Source organism: Candidatus Palauibacter soopunensis, assembly GCF_947581735.1.
Lineage (GTDB): Bacteria > Gemmatimonadota > Gemmatimonadetes > Palauibacterales > Palauibacteraceae > Palauibacter > Palauibacter soopunensis.
Genome location: NZ_CANPVT010000004.1, coordinates 1 through 19,088 on the forward strand (window position 1 = coordinate 1; position 19,088 = coordinate 19,088).

The following is a 19,088-nucleotide window of genomic DNA, read 5'->3' on the forward strand; positions in this document are numbered from 1 at the left end:
CGGCAATCCGAACGGGTCGAAGCCTTGCGGCGGCAAGTCGAGCGGCAGACCGAGGGGAACGCCACCTTGAGGCGGCGAATCGAGCGGCTCGACGAGCAAGTGACAGGCTTGACCGAGTATTGCGAGACATCTGGCGGCGCGAGACCGCGCGGCAGCGGCTGGTGATAAGGCCGCCGACGCCCGGGCCGGACCGCGATGCCGGTCCGAGCCGCTGATGGTCCACGGCTCGAAGTCCCCACCAAGCCGAAATCGACCCTACCCATACCCCTCGGAGACCCGAGTTCGTCGATCCTGCGCGATCCTAGAGCCCGTAGATACCCCGAAACACCTCCGTAGCCTCTCCTGGGAGTCCTCTTCGCCTCCTGTGGCCTCTGGATTACCCGCACTCGGTCCCCGAGAGCGACCCGCACAACCGGACCGCACGACCGCCTGAACGGCCCCGGATGGAGCCATGTCTCGATTGGGGGCATTCTTGGGGGCAACTTGAACTGCCCACCCGCAGTTCAGCTAATTCTAACAATGACTTAGGGCTACTATAGATAGGCCGGTAGCGACCCGAAAAGGGTCGGGGGCAGGGGGTGCGCAAACCCGCCTTTCCCCGAACCCGTAGCAGACCCTCGGACTGCCGGGTCGCTACCGACCACGCCCTGAGCGCCACTGTGCCACGGGCGACCGGGCGGCGCAGACGCAAGACGTTGCCACGCCACAGGATGAGCCGGAAGTCGTGTGCGCATCGCCGGAGCCCCGAAGTGTGCATCGGACCCCGATGTCGTTTGCGCGCTCAGGTACGGCCCCAAGCGGGAGCTGCCGGGACCCAGGCGAGCACTTCGAGGAGCCCATTGAAGAAGCCTTGGGCGACCGCGTGGAGCACAGCGATGCCGAACCGGCCCAAGCACCCCACCCACAACGGGAGCGGCGATCCCTCTCTACGGACTCGACAGCGATAGGTTTCAACTCTGCGACCCTGGCGGAAAACTCGACTCTGCGCTGGCTCGCCGCACCGGACGGGACGGCACCTTGGAACCCTCGTTGACCTTGCCCGTACTTATCAGTGTATGATAACATCGGTGGATGACGAGACCGAACCGGGATCCGGGGCTGGACACGCTGCTGGGGCTTCACGGCGACACGCTGTTCGTGGACGACGCGGGGCACTGGGTGAAGTTCGTCGCGGTGCGGACGGAGCCGACGCCGGAGCGTCCGCACGGCCTCCGCTATTCGCTGACGCTGCACGCGCCGGACGGTTCGCGGCTGGTCGGATTCGACAACGCACACCCAGTGCGGGAGCGGCGCGGTCCCGGCGGGCGGCGTCGAACGGAGCACGACCACCGGCACCGGCTTCGCGCGGTCCGGCCCTACGAGTACGAGGACGCGGCGGCGCTGCTGGAGGATTTCTGGAAGGAAGTGGACCGGGTACTCCGGAAGAGAGGATCGATTCCATGAGGACACTGACGATCGGCATCGCCGACTACGACCGGATGAAGGCGCGCACCCTGGCGATCGCCCGGGGCGAGCACAAGCCCGCACGAGGCGAGCCGAAGGTGTGGTTCACCTCGCTCGACAGCTTCGCGAAGTTGCTGTCGGAGCATAACCGGCACCTCTTGGAGCTGATCGCCCGGGAGCGTCCGCGTTCGCTCACGGAGCTTGCGGAGATGGCCGGGCGGAGCAAGTCGAACCTGTCGAGGACGCTGAAGACGATGTCGCAATACGGGCTGGTGGAACTGCGGCGGGGCGAGCGCGGCACGCTGGTGCCGAGCGTGCCGTACGACCATGTGCGGCTGGATGTCTCCCTGACCGGCGCTGCGGGCGAAGCGGTCGGCGCCGGCCGTTGAAGCTCGAACGCATCGTTCCCGGCAGCCGCCTGTCCGGGATCGCGGGCGGCGGCGCGGTCGAGGTCGTCGCCACGCGATCCTACGGGCCGGACGCGGTGGAGGTGACGTGGAAGGGTCCGGACGGGCTCGGGGAACGGATCCTCTACCGGGAGGACGAGCCCCGGATCGGGGAGGTCTCGCCGGGGCGCCGCTGGGCGTTCGACGGCGACGGCGACGCATTCCGGCTGGCCTCGGAGGCGCTCCGGATCCGGCTCGCGCACCTGTTCGATCCCTACGCGGCGGTGAACGCATCGCACATCGAGCCGCTCCCGCACCAGTTGACGGCAGTGTACGGCGCGATGCTGGAGCGCCAGCCGCTCCGGTTCCTGCTGGCCGACGATCCGGGCGCGGGCAAGACGGTGATGGCGGGGCTCCTCATCAAGGAGCTACTGATCCGGGGGAGCCTTGAGCGGTGCCTCATCATCGCGCCCGGGAACCTAGTCGAGCAGTGGCAGGACGAGCTTCACGAGAAGTTCGATCTCGGGTTCGAGATCCTGACCCGCACGCGGATCGAGGCGTCGCGCACGGGCAGCCCGTTCGCCGAGCATCCGCGCCTGATCGCGCGGCTCGACATGCTGGCCCGCAACGAGGAACTCAAGGCGAAACTCGAAGCCGCGCCCGTGTGGGACCTGATCGTTGTGGACGAGGCCCACCGCATGTCGGCGAGCTTCTTCGGCCGGGAGGTAAAGTACACGAAGCGCTTCCAGTTGGGGGCGCTGGCGGGGCGGTTGACCCGGCACTTGCTGCTGATGACGGCGACGCCGCACAACGGCAAGGAGGAGGACTTCCAACTCTTCATGGGCCTTCTGGACGCGGACCGATTCGAGGGCCGCTTCCGGGAGGGGGTCCACAAGGTCGATCCGTCGGACATGATGCGGCGGTTGGTCAAGGAGGAACTCCACCGCTTCGACGGCACGCCGCTCTTTCCGGAGCGCCGGGCCTACACCGTCTCCTACGGGTTGTCGCCGGGCGAGGCGGAACTCTACGAGGCGGTGACGCACTACGTGCGCGAGGAGATGAACCGGGCGGACCGGCTCGCCGAGGACGGCACGCGGCGGCGCAACAACGTGGGGTTCGCGCTTCAGATCCTACAGCGCCGTCTCGCGTCCTCGCCTGCGGCGATCCACGAGTCGCTGAAACGGCGCATGGCGAGGCTGGGCGACCGGCTTGAGGAGGAGAGGCTGGTGCGGGCTGGCCGCAGTCCCGAGGCGCGCATCTCGGCGGACCCGGTCCCGGCGTTCGACGAGGAGGACTTCGAGGAGGCCCCGGGCGACGAAGCCGAGGCGCACGAGGACCGGCTCGTGGACAGCGCGACCGCCGCGCAGACGGTCGCGGAACTTGAGGCCGAGATCGTCGAAATCCGGCGTCTGGAACGGATGGCGGGGGCGCTTCGGCGCTCCGGCGAAGACACCAAGTGGCGCGAACTCGACCGCATCCTCGACGATCCGCTCGTGCACGATCCCGAGCGGGACGTGCAACGCAAGATTGTGATCTTCACGGAGGCGCGCGACACGCTCGAATACCTCGCCGGCCGCATCCGCGCGCGGACGGGCGAGTCGGAGAGCGTGGAGGTGATCCACGGCGGGGTGCCGCGCGACCGGCGGCGCGCGGTGATCGCCGCGTTCAACGACGATCCGGCCGTCCGGTTCCTGCTTGCGAACGACGCGGCGGGCGAGGGCGTGAACCTGCAACGGGGCGCGCATCTCATGGTGAACTACGATCTGCCGTGGAACCCGAACCGACTTGAGCAGCGCTTCGGCCGGATCCATCGCATCGGGCAGACCGAGGTCTGCCACCTCTGGAACCTCGTGGCGACCGAGACGCGGGAGGGCGCGGTCTACGAGCGCCTCCTTGAGAAGCTGGAGACGGCGCGCGGAACCTTGGGCGGCAAGGTCTACGACGTGCTCGGCGAACTCTTCGAGGCGCGGCCGCTCAAGGATCTGTTCATGGAGGCGATCCGCTACGGCGAGCGGGACGACGTGCGCGAGCGTCTGTTCCGCGCCGTCGAGGGCGCGGTGGACACCGAACACATCAACCGTCTGGTCGAGCGCGGCAAGCTCACGCGCGAGGGGCTCGATCCGGCGACGAGCCGGCGCGTGCGCGAGGAGATGGATCGGGCTGCGGCGCGGCGGCTTCAGCCGCACCACATCCGCTCGTTCTTCGAGGCCGCGTTCCGCGACGCGGGCGGGGTCATGCGCCCCCGGGAGCGCGGCCGGTTCGAGCTTACCCGGGTCCCCGCGATCCTGCGGGACCGCGACCGGATGATCGGGCGCGGGGATCCGGTTCTGCCCCGGTACCGGCGGATCTGCTTCGCCAAGGAAGGAATCGCGGGCCGCCCGCAGGCAGCGCTCGTGGCTCCGGGCCATCCGCTCCTCGACGCGCTGGTCGATCTGACGCTCGACCGCTACCGGGATCTGCTCGTGCGGGGGACGCTCTTGGTCGACGAGTCGGACCGCCATGCCGGGCCGCGCGTGCTGGTCACGCTCAGGCACCGGATCCGCGACGGTCAGGCGACGCGCCGCGGCAGCCCGCGCGCGGTCTCCGAGCGGCTCCAGTTCGTATGGCTCGACCCGGACGGCGGGGCGACCGATGGGGGAGCGGCCCCGTATCTCGACTGCCGGGGGGCGGACGGGGACGAGCCAGCGAAGGTCGCGGAACTCATGGACGCGCCCTGGCTCGGGGAACCGCTTGAGGAACGGGCGCGGGCGCACGCGATCGCGGATCTCGTGCCCCGGCATCTGCGCGAGGTGCGCGACGCGCGGCTCGCCCAACTCGACAGGATCGAGGCCGCAGTGAAGGAGCGCATGCGCCGCGAGATCATGCATCTCCAGCACCGGGCGCTCGAACTCGAAACGCTCGAACGGGCGGGCCGGAAGCCGAGGCTCAATTCCGAGAACGTGCGGCGGCAGGCGGATGCGCTCCGCGACAGGCTCGAACTCCGGCTGGCCGACATCGCCCGCCAACGCGACATCGCGCCGCTCCCACCCGAGGTGTGCGGCGCGGCGCTCGTCGTTCCGGGCCGGATGCTCCGGCCGGCGAGCCAGCGGGAAGCGGCCGATGCGTTGGCTCGCGCCGAGGTCGAGGAGAAGGCGATGCGGGCGGTCATGGCACGGGAGCGGAGTCTCGGGAATGAGCCCAAGGACATCTCGAAGGAGAATCGCGGATACGACATCGAGAGCCGCGATCCGGACTCCGGGCGGCTCCGTTTCATCGAGGTGAAGGGCCGCCGCGCGGATGCCCGCGCCGTCACGATCACCCGAAACGAAATGGTGACGGCCCTGAACGCGGCCGAGTCCTACATTCTTGCCTTGGTGCTCGTGGATGGCGGATCCGCAGCTGCGCCGATCTATTTGAGGGACCCGGGCCGGATCTTCGGATCCGAGCCGAACTTCCACGAGGTGTCGCGCCAGATCTCCGCCAAGGCCATCGAAACTGCGGCGCGACAGGAGACGCATTGAACCCGACCCGCCGCGAGACCGGATCGCCATGACCGTCCACCGCAAGAAGTTGATCGAGGTGTCGTTGCCGCTGAAGGCGATCAACGCGGCATCGGCGCGGGAGAAGTCGATCCGCCACGGGCATCCCTCGACCCTGCACCTCTGGTGGGCGAGGCGGCCGCTCGCGGCCTGCCGCGCGGTGCTGTTCGCGCAGCTTGTCGACGATCCGTCCGGCTGGCCGGAGGAGTTTCCCACGGAGGAAGCCCAGGCCCGCGAGCGCAAACGGCTTCACGGGATCATCGAGGAGATGGTGCCTTGGAAGGCGACCCACGACGAACGGATCATCGGGAAGGCACGCTACGAGATCGCACGCTCGCTCGCACGGGAGCTCGGCGATGCGCCGCCGGATGAGAACGATGCACGCGCGGTCCTCGAATACCTCGCCCGGCACGCGCCGCCGGTCTGCGATCCTTTCTGCGGCGGGGGATCCATCCCGCTCGAAGCACAGCGGCTGGGATTGCGGGCGCATGGCTCGGACCTGAACCCCGTCGCCGTGCTCGTATCAAAGGCGACGTGCGAGATCCCTCCCAAGTTCTCAGGGGCGGCCCCCGTCCATCCCGATGTGGACCGCACGGGAGGCTGGAGGGGAGCTTCAGGGTTGGCGGAGGATATCCGCCGCTACGGTAAGTGGATGCGAGACAAGGCCGAGGCCCGGATCGGCCATCTCTATCCGACGATCCGCGTCACCGAGGCGATGGCCGACGACCGAGACGATCTCCGGCCCTACACCGGCAAGGACTTGACGGTGATCGCGTGGCTCTGGGCACGCACCGTGGCCTCCCCCGACCCGATGATGCGGGGAGCGCATGTGCCCTTGGTACGTTCGTTCGTGCTGTCTTCCAAGGGGGGCCGCCGGGCGTGGGTAGAACCGGTTCATGAAGGCGCGGGACGTTATCGGTTCACCGTGTGCGTCGGATCGGGCACGCCGCCGAGCGGTACCGTTGCCCGACGTGGCGGGCGGTGTCTCCTGACAGGATCGCCGATGCCGTTTACTCACATTCGTGCTGAGGGTAAAGCGGGCCGCATGCGCACACGCCTGATAAGCGTGAGGTCGGTAGTTCAAATCTACCCGGGCCCATTGAACTTACGCGGTTTCGGGGTCGGATTCCCGCTGTTTGATTCCCGCTAATTGGGGTAGGAAGAGACCCTGCGGCGGTCCTCAAGCGCCTTTCTGAGCCGGTCCTCATCGGCCCGCTGGTAACACTGAAGAACCGTCTGGGCCGTCTTCCAACCGCCGAGTTCGCAGAGCACCTTGAGGGGCTGGTCCATGAGGTCCGACGCGAACTTCCGCCTCAGGGAGTGCCAGCCGCGGCCACGCTTGGGTGCCAGCCCGGCGAGCACCTCGGCCCTGGTCCACCAGTCGCGGACCAACGAGCGGCTCACGCACGCTGACGGGTCCTTCGGCGCGGGCAGCAGGGGAATGTCCCCGATCCCGGGGTTCCGTCTCCGCGCCTCTTCCAAGGCGGCTAGTGCCTCGGCCGTCACCGGCGTCCGGTGCTCGTAGCCTGTCTTCTCGTGCTCGCCCCGCCACCGGATAACCCCGGCTTCGACATCGATGTCCGACCATCGAAGCTGACGGATGGCACCGATGCGGTGTCCCGTTTCGTGGGCGATCAGGAGCGCCACGCGGAACCGCCAGTCCATCGCCAGCGACGCCTTGAGCAAGGCCTCGTATTCCCTTCCCGTCAGCACAACCTGGGTCGGGTTTTTCTCGGCGGGCGTCTTCAGGCCCGTGAGGGGGTTCGACTCGAGGAGTAGCCGCCCCTCCTCGTCTCTCGACTTCGCGGCCCAGTTGAGGATCGCGAGCAGCAACTTCAGATCCTGCTGGATCGTTCGATTGGCCGCAGGCCTCCCGCTCCGTCCGGCTTCGCCCGCACGTCGGGCCCGAATGAACCGATCCCAATCCCTCTGGGAGAGAGTGCCGGGCCTGCGGTTGCCTCCGAAGAGCTTGAGGAACATCGACATCGTAGCCCGATCGTACTTTTGAGATGCCTCCGCCTTGGTGGGCGTCACCTCTTCACCGTAGATGTCAAAAAGCGTCTTCAGGGTGAGCGGCTCGGGCTCGGCTCCCGCCTTGCCGTTCAGATCCGGGCCGACGAACCCGGCAGCCAACTCGTCCGCCTGCCGTTTCGCCCTTGCCCAGTCGCGGTGTCCGAGCGACCGGGTGAGCCTGCGCCCGTTCTCGCGCCACTCCACTTGGAACAGGCCGGTTTTCGGGTCGGGAAACACCCGCACCCTGTTCCGGCCCCACTCGCCGGCGCCGTAGCTCCGGCGGCTTCTTCTCGTGCGTGCCATCGTTCGATTCCTCCGATTCGATGGACTGCACGATCTGCGCGTTTGAAACCTCGCGACGACGGGTCGCGTCGTCCAGAGTTGGCGCCCCGGCCCGGCATTGGCGCGGGCGCGCCACGGGGGCGTTGGTTTCTGCGGTTGATGGAGGAGCCAGATGTGTTTTCGCTTCACGAAAACCTCTGGCCAGGGGGTGCCCCCGGACCCCCGAACGACACTCTCGCGCGCCGTCAAAGGAGGCCGCCCGACATGGCCCGTCCCCGGAAGCCCGAGGCCGAGCGCCGGAGCCGCACGATCGGCGTGCGCGTCACCCCCGCGGAGGCCGCGGAGATCGCCGAGCGGGCCGGAGCGGCCCGCATGACGATGGGCGGCTACATGCGCCGCAGGGCGCTGGGGCAGCCGGTCCGCGAGGCGGCCGTTCTCCGCCTCGGCGCGGCGGAGCGCGTCGAGCTCCACCGGATCGGCGTAAACCTGAACCAGATCGCCCGCGCCCTCAACTCCGGGGCTTCCGCTCCTTCCGGGACGCTGGAGGCGGTCGAGCGGGTGGGCGAGCTCGCGGCCGGTCTCCTGAGCGGCGAGGCGCTGGACCGATGATCCCGAAGATCAACGGATTAGGGCGCTCGTTCGCCGGAGTCGCGGCGTACTGTCTGCACGACGCGCCGGAGCCGGACGACCGCCGTCCGCGCACCTCGGAGCGGGTCGGGTGGGCGGACACCCGGAACCTCGCGACGTTTCGGCCGGAGCGGGCGGCTCGGCTGATGGCCGCAACCGCGAAGGCGGCCCCCGACCTCAAGCGGCTGGCTGGCGGATCGCGGGGAGGCCGGAAGCTGGCGAAGCCCGTCCTGCACTACTCGCTCAGCTGGGCGCAGGACGAGACGCCCGACAAGGGGGAGATGAGCCGGGCAGTGGACGGGAGTCTGGAGGCGCTGGGGCTGGACGGCCACGAGGCGCTGATCGTCGCGCACGAGGACACGCGGCACCCGCATGTCCACGTGATCGCCAACCGTGTCGATCCGGAGACCGGGAAGGCGGCGACACTGGGCAACAGCAAGCTCCGGCTGTCGCGCTGGGCCGAGGGCTACGAGCGCGAACAGGGCCGGATTCGGTGCGAGAGGCGGGTCGAGAACAACGAGCGGCGGCGGGCGGGCCAGCAACTGCTTCGCCCCGCAGGGGAGCGGCCCCGACACTGGGCGCGCATCCGGCGCGAGGGCATGCAGCCTGGGCGGGCGCGGCGGACGAGGAAACCGCGCCGCGAGGATCAAATCAACATGGAGGCATGGCGGCATGGCGAGGCGGAGGCTTGGGAGGCGGTCGCGGACGGGCGCGAATCGAGCTTCCGGCACCTCGAGACCCGTGCGCGGAAGGAGTGGGCCGAGCTGCACAAGCGGCAGGAGGAGATGCGGCAGCGGCTAGACCGGGAGAGCCGCACCGTGCTGGGGCGGCTCCGGATCTGGCGGCTCGATCGCTCGCTCAGGGAACTGACCGGGGCGATCAGGGGCCGGGAGGACCTGGTCAAGGGCTGGCGCGAGGACCTCGACCGCTACCACAAGGGCGAGCGGGCTGAGTTGGGCAAGGCACACGGCGAGAGAGCCCAGGAGATCGAGCGCGGTTGGCGCAAGTTCTATCGAAGTAGGCTGGTGGACGCGGAGCGGAGCGCATGGGCGGTGCGGGAAAGGATGAGGGAGCGCTATGAGACAAGGGAGCGCGACCGGACCATCACCCGCATTGTTGTACCGCGACCACCCCGGCCCAGAGGCCCTGAGCGTGGCGGGGGTGGGTTCGAACGGTGAGCCCTGCCTCCACGGCCATCGCCAAGCGGATCGGTCGGAACGGCCCGATCCGGGCGGCTTTCGATGCATCTACGGGCTCCGGGATCACCCAGAATAGATGATCGCCGACCTGCGATGGGTACAGGTCGGGTGAGAATCGGGTCTCCTGCACAGCCTCGACGAGGAACTGGGGGATCCCGAAGCGGATCGCGACGGCGCAGGCTCGGGCCGACCATTTGGACTAGCTCCGGGCCGCAAAGGTCGAACACACCCAACAAAGGCACCGGAGCCTTGCCTTCACATCACGGTGAATCGCCGGATTCGGGCATAAGGGAGTCCCTGTTGCGCCTGTTCAGGAACTCTCGATAGCCACCGTCTGCCAAGACACAGAGCCAGCCCGCGTACATCTTGCGAATGCCCGCCCGGTTCATGATGGATACGCTGGTTGTTCTCCCGCCGCCGGGCTTCGGTGCGACGATCGCACCCCAGTCGGACTCCGTGAGAGCGCTGGAATAGAACATGGCGGCGATCCGGGGGCGCTGTTCGACGAAGTCCCAGAGGACACCGACCAGATTGTTTGTCTCGCGATGGTGTGCTTTCCATTCGTACCCGGTCATGCAGGCGATTCGCGGGTCGCCAAGCTCTGGACGCTGTATACCTCTGGCGCGGCATACCTTAGGGCTTGGTACGCTACCGCACGTCGCCTTCACCTCGATTCCGCCGGATGCAAACGGGCTGAATGGTCCCTTTTCGTTCATCCGGTCTCGAAGCCGCTCAAGCTCCCGACGCCCCCGTCCGTCCATCAGAAGAAGATCAGGGTAGCCGTCCTGGTGCGGGTTCAATCGGAACAGACCGTCGCTCGACCGAGCGATACCTGTTGCCACCAGTTCACCCACGAAGGCGCTCAAGTTACGGAGTCCCAGCACTCGTGCGATGTCGAGGTCGGCGGCGTACATATCGTCGATGAATCCGTGCGCCAGGTCGATCGAACCTCTCAGGACGGAGATCGGGAACGGGACGAACGCGCCCCCTCCTCGGGCAAGGCCGACGCGCTCCGAGTCGCTCACGACATAATCGGCGGGGAACCGGAGCCCCGTCTGCGATGGCCCACGAAGCAGGTCTTGCACTCGTACGTCGAGGCAGTCAGCCAACTTCTCAAGAGTACCCAGGGTCGGACTCTTGAGGCCCCGTTCCAGTTGGCTGACGTAGGTACGATCAAGCCCCGCAGCAGCCGCTAGTCGTTCTTGGCTGAGACCGGTCCGATCACGGTAGTGGCGAAGGGCATCCGGGAAGATGCTTGAGGCGTGCATTTAAGCGCTTATCGTATTCGGCTGCCGCCCTGACATCCACGGACTATAGTCTACGGACACCTTTGCGAGCGGCTGGGGAATTCGCTATCCTTCGGAGGTGCCGCGTGGCCTTGGCGACTAGGACCGGCGGGCCGGGGCGGACGGCTGTTGGCGGAACCCGAACCGCCGTCTGCTAGCGATGGCTGCACCGGCGGGAGAGCAGAAAGCGGATCAAGCTGGCCGAGGGTGGGGGACAAGGATGGAGGACATGACCACAGCCGACGCGACGGCGATCAGCCTTTTTTCGTCCGGTGGCATCGGCGATCTCGCCTTGCGCCGGGCCGGGTTCAACATCCTGGTGTCGAACGAGATCCGTGCAGACAGACACGCGGTCTTCTCATTCAACTTCCCCGACGCCCACTCCATCACGGCTGACATATGGGACGCCGTTGACGAGGTGGAGCGACACACGCGTCGCCGAATGGGTCCGCACGGTCTGACCCTCCTCTACGCTACGCCCCCGTGCCAAGGGATGTCGAAGAACGGGCGCGGAAAGCTGCTTTCCGCGATTCGCGCGGGCCGCAAGCCAAAGTTCGACGAGCGGAACCGTCTCATCGTCCCCACCATGGAATTGGCGCGTCGACTCCGGCCGGAAATCGTGCTGCTAGAGAACGTCCCGGAGATGAAGGACACCGTGATCCTGGACGAAGACGGCGAACCGCGTGGAATCCTAGACTTCGTTTCGGAGGCTCTTGGGCCAGGGTACATGGGCGGTGGGGAGGTCGTGGAATTCGCGAACTACGGCGTGCCCCAACGACGACAGCGACTCATAACGGTGTTTTCTCGGAACGACCGTTTGAAGGACTGGTGGTCTGCTCAGCGGTCGTTCATGCCGCGAAAGACGCACACCGAAGGTGCGCTACCGGGCACCCACCCTTGGGTAACCGTCCGAGACGCGATAGCGGACGTGCCGCCGCTCGACGCGCGGTGTGCCGAGTCGGCCGTGTCCGACGTTCCCTTTCATCGCGTTCCGCTGCTGGACGAGATGAAGTACTGGTGGGTATCGAACACGCCGCCGGAACGAAGCGCTTTCGACAACCAATGTGTCGAGTGCGGATTCACCGGGAACCCCACGCATCTGGCCCGGCGTGACCGGAACGGCATCAATCGGGCGTCCCGATCCACGCCGCTCCATTGCGAGCGCTGTGGAGGATTGCTGCCACGTCCGAGCGTTGAGCGAGACGGGCAGCGTCAGTTGATGCGGGGCTACACGTCCGCCTACAAGAGGATGGCGTACGACAAACCCGCGAGTACGCTGACGCGAAACCTGTCGTATGCGTGCAGCGACAACAAGCTGCACCCCGACCAAAACCGCTGCCTCTCGCTCCACGAGGCGTTCCGGGTGCATTCCCTTGACCGGTATGACTACGAATGGGGGCGGGCGGACGGGAGGACGGTGAGGGACGGTACGATCAGAGACATCATCGGCGAGAGCATCCCGCCAGCGGGCTTTCAAGCGATAGTAGATCACTTGCGGGATATCCGCGAGGGGACGGCCTTCGGCGATCAATCGTCGATGGGAGGGCTGTGGGCGTTCGTGGGCGAGCCTAGCGTAGCATCCAACGCATGAAGCGAGCCAGTCGCGACATCCTTACTGGCCCCGAGCGCAGCGAGCGGATGAGTCGAGTCCGCTCGAAGGATACGAAACTCGAGATTCGGGTGCGTCGACTCGTTCACGGAATGGGCTACCGCTACCGGCTGCACAGTACTGATCTGCCGGGCCGGCCTGATCTCGTGTTTCGACCTCGCCGCAAGGTGATTTTTGTGCATGGGTGCTTCTGGCATCGGCATGACAGCTGCGCGAAGAATCGGCTCCCGAAATCGCCGGAGCGACGCGAGTACTGGAGGAACAAACTCAATGGCAACGCCCGGCGTGACCGGTTGGTTCAAGCCACCCTGCGAGACATGGGTTGGCGCGTATTGGTTGTCTGGGAGTGCGAGACCAAGGATCTGGACGATTTGGCTGAGCGAATCGAGACGTTTCTCGGATAGACCGGACGATTCGCGCCCGCCGAGTCAACCTTACCGGCAAACGCCCTCCTGGGATGCCGACTCGATAAACCGCCCCGCCGAAGGTGTTCGACCACGCTTGAGAGTCCTGCCGATTGGCTCCGGTTTTCCCGCTCTTGAGGTAACGGCCCGGCGGTGTCCAACCCCAACGGCAGGAGTGGCAGATCCCGCAGTCCCGGTTAGACTTCAGAAGCCCACACACGAGGAAAGAGTGAATCCGGCGTTAGCGGTCTCCACCTATCGCTCCAGTCAACCAAGCGGCCTCGGTCGGCGTCGGTACCGTCAAGGTCTAGTCTTGTGCCCCACGATCCTTCACGTTTCGGATCTGCACCGAACAGCGGGACTCTGGGCGGCTTCGTGTATCTGAATACAGCGTACAAAGATGTCCGGTAAGCCCTGGCCCACGGCAATCGATCTCTTCTCGGGCGCGGGCTCGGCGACCGCGGCTCTGAAGGCTGCCCATTTCCGAGTGCTCGCCGCAGTGGACAACGATCCGGCAGCCTGCGCCACTTACCGGCTAAACCACCCAACCGTGCGCATGTTCGAGCAGGACATCCGCGAGCTCGACCCGGCCCTGCTAGAGCGCGAGTGCCTGCGCGGAGCAGATCTCGACCTTGTCGTCATCTGCGCTCCCTGCCAGCCGTTCAGCAGTCAGAATCGTCACCGGCACGGCGATCGGCGCTCGGACCTGCTCGTTGAGGCCGCTCGCTTCGTTGCGGCATTGCGCCCCAAAGTCGTCTTCGTCGAGAACGTTCCCGGACTAGCGGCCGAGCGTCACGGTCACCTTCTCGACGCTTTCGAGGAAACCTGCGGGACCGAGTACGCCTTCACCAAACCCCTACGCGTCGACGCCGCCGACTACGCGGTCCCCCAGCGCCGTGTCCGCTGTGTCCTGATGGCGTCCCGCGGTCCCCAACCGCCTACGCTGCCGGACGCGTTGACCCCCGTCGGGAGGCGCCGCACCGTCCGCGACGCCATCGCGCGCCTCCCCGAACTCGCCGCCGGCGAACGCGACCCTGCCGACCCGTTGCACGCAGCCCGCCGCCACCAAGCGATCGCCCTGAAGCGCCTACGTGCCATCCCGAGGGACGGAGGCAGCCGCAGTTCCCTTCCCGAGTCCCTCGCCCTACGCTGTCACAAGCGGCCCAACTCCTACCCGGACGTCTACGGCCGCATGGCCTGGGACGATGTCGCGCCCACGCTCACTACCGGCTGTACGGATGTCACGCGCGGCAGGTTCGCCCATCCGGACCAGGACCGGGCAATCACGCCGCGGGAAGCCGCCCTCATCCAGACCTTCCCGCGGAAATACTCGTTCTCCGGCGGCTCCGGCGTCGTGGCAACGCAGATAGGCAACGCACTTCCGTTCGCGCTGATGCACGCCCTCGCCCCCACGCTCCGTACCGCCATCCGAGCCGTTTCGTGATAAAGAACCTCACCGATGCCCAGAGCGAGGCCGTCAACTTCGACTCGGGCGACCCCTCCAACCTCCTCATCCTTGCGTGTGCCGGCAGCGGTAAGACCGAAACGCTGGCATGTCGGGCCGCGCAAATGGTTCAGGACGGCGTTCCCCGGGGATCGATCGTCGCGTTTACCTTCACCGAACACGCTGCCGCCGAACTCAAACACCGCATCCGGCGGCGCGTCGAGGAGGCCAACCCCGACGAGCCCGCGCTCGGCGATATGTACGTCGGCACCATTCACGCCTACTGCCTGCGGGTCCTCCGCAAACGAGTTCCCGGCCGCCGGATTTTCGAGGTCATGGACGAGACCCGTCAGGCGGCTCTCATCGCCGCCAACTTCGTGCGGTTCCCAGGCGGCGATGGCATCGGTCTCGATCGGCTCCGTACCCGAACCCGTTCCGGCACGTACGGCGAGACCCTGAACACGTTTCTCGCCACGCTGAACGTGATCCACCAGCAAGAGATCGACATCGACAATATCGGCGACCCCGTCCTCGCGAGCGCGGTGGACCGCTACCGCGAGATCGCCCACGGCGATCCGAACTACTTCTTCGACTTCAACAACATCATCGACACGACGATCGATTTGCTCCGATCGGACTCCGACGTCCTGAAGGAGATTCGGGCGGAACTCCGGCATCTCTTCGTGGACGAGTACCAGGACGTCGACGACAGGCAGGAGGAACTTATCCGCCTGCTCACCGACGGCGGGCACAATCCCACCCTGACGGTCGTCGGAGACGACGACCAGGCCCTCTATGGTTTTCGGGGCGCGAAGGTCGACAACATCCTCGACTTCGAGCGCGAGTATCCGAACGTCCGCGTGGTGCGCCTCGAGGACAACTTCCGGTCCACACATGCCATAGTCTCCATCGCCGACGAAGCTGTCCGACGTGTCTCTAGGCGCATACGCAAGGAGCCCAAGGCACGTCTGAGAGCCGAGCCCGACGGTCCGCTCGAGGAGCGCTTCGCTGAGCCGGGCGACATACTTCTGGAGACGTTCCCATCCGAAGAAGCCGAAGCCCGGTGGGTCGCCGAGCGTATCGAAGCCGTCCGCGGCACTCGGTTTGTAGAGAACGACGGGACCGAGCGCGGCCTCGACTACGGCGACATGGCCATCCTTCTGCGCAGCGTTCGCGGCGCGGGCGCGCATTTCGCCGAGGCTCTGCGCGCCCGCGGGATACCGGTCGTCGTCACCGGCACGGGCGGCCTTTTCCACAACGAAGAAGTCCGTCTCGTCCAAGCCGCCTTCTCGCTCCTGGCACGAGCCGACTTCGCGTTACCGAACGAGTCGGGAGGCGGCATCCGCCTGCTGTCCACTGCCGAGACCCGCGAATTCGTGCGCGGCGCCGTTTCCGCGCTCCGCGACAGCGGGCGCCTCGGCGAGTCCGCCAACTCTACGCACCTGCTCTCCTGGCTCGATCAAAAGCGCGCGGAACTCGACCAACGCGCCGTCGCCCGAACCGAGCGGTCACGCGGCCTCGGCGCCAGGATCTACCCGCAGGAAATCTTCCAGCAAATGCTGCGGGAACTCGGTGCCAAGGAGGACCCCTGGCCGGAAAGCACGATGTTCAACCTCGGCGCCTTCAGCAATCTGCTCACCCAATTCGAGCGCGTCCACCAATGGATCACACCCGCCCGGTTGAAGAGCCTCGTCCTCTTCCTGTCCAACTGGGCCACGCGTCATGTAGACGAAGGCGGCGTCAGCGAACCGGCTGCGCTGAACTCCGTCAAGATCATGACGGTACACGCCGCCAAGGGCCTCGAGTGGCCCGTGGTCTTCCTCCCGCGCATTTCCTCGCGGGTGTTCCCGAGCAGCTTGCGGACCCGGCCGCCAGAGACGTTCCTGCCGCCGGGATCCTACGACACCGGCCCCTACGTCGGCGGCGACGACGGCGAACGGCGGCTCTGGTACGTCGCGCTGACCCGCTGCGCCAAGTTCCTGCACATCTCATCGCTGGACCGGCACCGCACCAGACCCACCCCGTACTTCCGTGAGATCGTTCACCCCTGCGCCTTTCCGCCGGGGAGCGAACCGCCTGAACACGCGCACATCGAGCCAACCCCTCCGGCGGATTCCAACCTGCTTCAGACCACCTACTCCGACCTGGCCGCATTCCGGCGCTGCGAGAGGGAATATCAGTTGCGGGCGCTCATGGACTTCAGCCCGGGCGTCGGCGAACAGTTCGGATACGGCCAGCGCATTCACGACATCCTTGCCGAAGTGCACAACAGGGCGATCGGCGGCGAGACCATCACTGCCGATGTCATCCGCGATCTCGTCGCCCGACGGTTCCGTCTTCGTTACACGCGGGGCAAGCCCTTCTATATCCTCCGCGACGCGGCCGAGAGGGCGCTGGTTCGATATGTCGCACGCGCCGGCGACGCCCTCTCCCGTGCACGTGCCGCCGAAAAGCCCTTCGAACTCGTCGACCGAGAATCCGACGCCCTGATCGCCGGCGTCGTCGACCTCCTCGAGCGCCCGGAAGAAGCAGACGAATCCGCTCCCCCTTCCCAGCGAGAGATCATCGGGCTCGTCGACTTCAAGGCGAGCCGCATTGGCACAGTGGAGGAGTACGAAGCGACCGTGGAGGCGGCACGGGAACAGCTCCAACTCTACGCCGTCGGCGTCGGCTACGCCTTCGGCATGGAGTCCGCAAAAGCCACCGCCCGCATCCTCTCACCCAAACCGCTTCCCGACGAAGTCACGGCGAGCGGCCGCGACGAATGGATCAAGGTCGCGGTCGACCGGGAAGCCCAGGAGGCAGCCGAAGCCAAACTCTTCGATACGGTGAGCCAGTTGAGGGAACGGCTGCAGAACCGCGACTTTCCTACTTCAGGCGCGTCGGGCGGAAAGTGCGGCCGATGCGATTTCCAGACGTTCTGCCCAGGCTACGACGAGTTCGTTGCGGAGGGCGGCTCAGCCGCCACGAACACGCCCGCCGAGGAAGTGGAACGCGAAACCGATCTCTTGGCCGAGGACGCGGATGCCCGGTCGACGCCCTAGTCACGCCGAGCAGAGTCTCTTGGACTTCTGGCGCGAACCGAGCGCGAGCTTTCCCCACCCGCTGCTCAAGGGCATCACGCTCGAAGGCCCGCCGCCCTTGCGAGGCATCCAGAAGATCCACGCGCCCTTCGACTACCCCATTACCGCCATCTGCGGCAGGAACGGGGCCGGCAAGAGCACGTTGCTGGGCTTGGCTGCGCTCTCAGCGGCACGTCCCGACGGTTGGCGTAGGTCTCCGCGCCCAATCCCCGCCGTACGCCGCCGCTTGCGTCGCATGATCTTTGCCTGGGACGAATTCTTCTTCCGTCGCCCCAGTGATCCGACGTCCGCCGGCCTCACGGTTCGATTCGACTACACACTCGGGGGAGACGACCTTCAGATTGCCAGGTTCAGAACAGAAAAGAGTCGGTGGGCCAACGCCCCGGATCCCGGCCGGTCCCGTGCCGTGCGGTTTCCCAAACGCGCCATCGACTTCGTCTCGCTCTCCCGCATTCTCCCTCCGGCTGAACTCGGCGCGCTTCGGCGGCGTCATTCCGGCGCATCCTCCCCCGAAATCACACCGCTCACCGCGCCCGCCACCGAGGCCATGTCAGCCATTCTCGGCCAGTCGTACAACTCGGTAGAAGTTCACACCAACGGAGGCATGCCGCTCGCCCACTGCGAAACCGCCTCCTCCTACACCGGCTTCGATATGGGCTCGGGGGAAGCCTCCGCCATCGCCATACTCTCCGCCCTCGAGCGTCTTCCGGTCGGCGGCCTCCTGCTGATCGAGGAGATCGAACACGGGTTCCATCCAGAAGCCCAGAAACACCTGATTCGCGAACTCACGCGTCTCATCTCCGAGCGGAAAAAACAGATCGTCTGCACCACGCACTCGGAGTACATCCTCGACGCCCTGCCGCGTGAGGGGCGTCTGCTCTTGGAACGCGAGCCCGACGGCCATCGCGTGAGCGCGGGACCGACGACACGCCAGGCGATGTCCAGCATGATCGGAACGCCACAACCCGAACTGACCGTATACGTCGAGGACGCATTCGCAGAGAAGCTCGTCAGGCAGGCGCTCCCGGGCGAACATCGCCTTCGCGTCAGGATCGTACCGATCGGCAGCGGGGCCGACGTCGTCAGGCAGCTCCGGAACCATCTCCGAGCGGGACTCGACGGCCCGGCCATCTGCGTGCTCGATGGCGACGTCACCCAGAATCAACTCGAAGCCTGGTCGAACGCCCAAGACCTTGACTCCACCGACTCGTGCCTTCGGCTGCCCGGCGAATCACCACCGGAGACCTGGGTCCTCGATGCGTTGCTCACGGACGACCAGTATCACGAGGAGCTCGCCCGCTCGGCCCGCCTCGAGGCAGGCCCCCTGGCCGCCACCCTGCAGCGGTTGCGTTCGACGTCGGCTCACCACGACATCCCCCGCGACTTCGCCCTACGGTACGGGATCGACGAAGAGTTGGCCCCCTACCTGATCACGGCATGCGTGGCCGACCATCCCGACCTGCAACCCATCCGAGATCACGTGGCATCGTATCTCAACGGCGCGTAAACTCCACTTTCCGTCATGTCCGTAACTCGACCCCCGCCTGCTCGCGTCCATCAAGATGTTCGCCGAACGCGGCACGGACTTATCATCCAGTGTGGGGAATCCCATCCAACGCTGATTGCGTGACGCTCTCCCGATTCCCGCCATTTGGTGCCGTTTTCCCGCTATATTGGAACGGTGGAGTCAGATTCGGTCTAGTGGCAAGAAGCGCAGATCGTGCAGTCCTGTAATAACTTAGACGATTTCTTGCCGGGATTCACGCCAACAGGGGGTTGCCTGATGGCTTTGGT

At 66.4% G+C, this 19,088-nt stretch carries 12 protein-coding genes, 1 tRNA gene and 2 pseudogenes; 12 read left to right on the plus strand and 3 right to left on the minus strand.

The features are described from left to right. Positions 1-1,071: 1,071 nt before the first annotated feature. The 5 genes and pseudogenes from RN901_RS02970 to RN901_RS02985 all read left to right on the plus strand — a co-directional run bounded on the left by RN901_RS02970 (position 1,072) and on the right by RN901_RS02985 (position 6,446). Positions 1,072-1,443: a DUF6516 family protein gene (locus tag RN901_RS02970; RefSeq protein ID WP_310755781.1), complete on the plus strand. Its 372-nt coding sequence runs from the start codon at positions 1,072-1,074 to the stop codon at positions 1,441-1,443. Beyond that, complete coding sequence (locus RN901_RS02975) at positions 1,440-1,832, plus strand: helix-turn-helix domain-containing protein (RefSeq protein ID WP_310755783.1); 393 nt, start codon at positions 1,440-1,442, stop codon at positions 1,830-1,832. Before RN901_RS02970 ends, RN901_RS02975 begins: the two co-directional genes overlap by 4 nt. Then, a complete protein-coding gene (locus RN901_RS02980) occupies positions 1,829-5,329 on the plus strand; it encodes a DUF3883 domain-containing protein (RefSeq protein ID WP_310755785.1) in 3,501 nt (1,166 codons plus the stop codon). Before RN901_RS02975 ends, RN901_RS02980 begins: the two co-directional genes overlap by 4 nt. A 28-nt stretch (positions 5,330-5,357) precedes the next feature. After that, positions 5,358-5,591, plus strand: a pseudogene (locus RN901_RS14960) (DUF1156 domain-containing protein); the annotation flags it as partial. 785 nt (positions 5,592-6,376) lie between these two features. Then, positions 6,377-6,446: transfer RNA gene (locus tag RN901_RS02985), tRNA-Ile, on the plus strand. Between the two features lie 47 nt (positions 6,447-6,493). On the opposite strand, the gene RN901_RS02990 is transcribed toward RN901_RS02985, so the two are convergent. Continuing rightward, entirely contained in the window at positions 6,494-7,663 is a 1,170-nt protein-coding gene (locus RN901_RS02990) for a site-specific integrase (RefSeq protein WP_310755787.1), read from the minus strand. Between the two features lie 243 nt (positions 7,664-7,906). On the opposite strand from RN901_RS02990, the gene mobC reads away from it, so the two are divergent. After that, positions 7,907-8,251, plus strand: coding sequence for a plasmid mobilization relaxosome protein MobC (gene mobC, locus RN901_RS02995; protein WP_310755789.1), 345 nt, complete (start codon positions 7,907-7,909; stop codon positions 8,249-8,251). Beyond that, positions 8,248-9,447 carry a relaxase/mobilization nuclease domain-containing protein gene (locus RN901_RS03000; RefSeq protein WP_310755791.1) on the plus strand — a complete coding sequence of 400 codons (1,200 nt, stop codon included), beginning with the start codon at positions 8,248-8,250 and terminating at the stop codon, positions 9,445-9,447. Before mobC ends, RN901_RS03000 begins: the two co-directional genes overlap by 4 nt. Positions 9,448-9,728: 281 nt before the next feature. Here the strand turns inward: RN901_RS03000 and RN901_RS03005 are convergent, their stop codons facing one another. Further along, positions 9,729-10,493, minus strand: coding sequence for a hypothetical protein (locus RN901_RS03005; RefSeq protein ID WP_310755793.1), 765 nt, complete (start codon positions 10,491-10,493; stop codon positions 9,729-9,731). A gap of 57 nt (positions 10,494-10,550) precedes the next feature. Then, positions 10,551-10,736: pseudogene (locus tag RN901_RS14965) on the minus strand (helix-turn-helix transcriptional regulator); the annotation flags it as partial. 247 nt (positions 10,737-10,983) lie between these two features. Between RN901_RS14965 and RN901_RS03010 the strand changes: the two are divergent. The 5 genes from RN901_RS03010 to RN901_RS03030 all read left to right on the plus strand — a co-directional run bounded on the left by RN901_RS03010 (position 10,984) and on the right by RN901_RS03030 (position 18,801). Continuing rightward, a complete protein-coding gene (locus RN901_RS03010) occupies positions 10,984-12,345 on the plus strand; it encodes a DNA cytosine methyltransferase (protein WP_310755795.1) in 1,362 nt (453 codons plus the stop codon). Further along, positions 12,342-12,767 (plus strand): very short patch repair endonuclease, encoded by a 426-nt coding sequence (locus tag RN901_RS03015; RefSeq protein WP_310755797.1) that lies wholly within the window; start codon positions 12,342-12,344, stop codon positions 12,765-12,767. Before RN901_RS03010 ends, RN901_RS03015 begins: the two co-directional genes overlap by 4 nt. A 400-nt stretch (positions 12,768-13,167) precedes the next feature. Next, positions 13,168-14,211: a DNA cytosine methyltransferase gene (locus RN901_RS03020; RefSeq protein ID WP_310755799.1), complete on the plus strand. Its 1,044-nt coding sequence runs from the start codon at positions 13,168-13,170 to the stop codon at positions 14,209-14,211. Further along, positions 14,208-17,255, plus strand: a complete 3,048-nt coding sequence (locus tag RN901_RS03025) for an ATP-dependent DNA helicase (protein WP_310755801.1) — start codon at positions 14,208-14,210, stop codon at positions 17,253-17,255. Before RN901_RS03020 ends, RN901_RS03025 begins: the two co-directional genes overlap by 4 nt. A gap of 19 nt (positions 17,256-17,274) precedes the next feature. Next, positions 17,275-18,801 carry an AAA family ATPase gene (locus RN901_RS03030; protein WP_310755802.1) on the plus strand — a complete coding sequence of 509 codons (1,527 nt, stop codon included), beginning with the start codon at positions 17,275-17,277 and terminating at the stop codon, positions 18,799-18,801. The last annotated feature ends 287 nt before the right edge of the window (positions 18,802-19,088 follow it).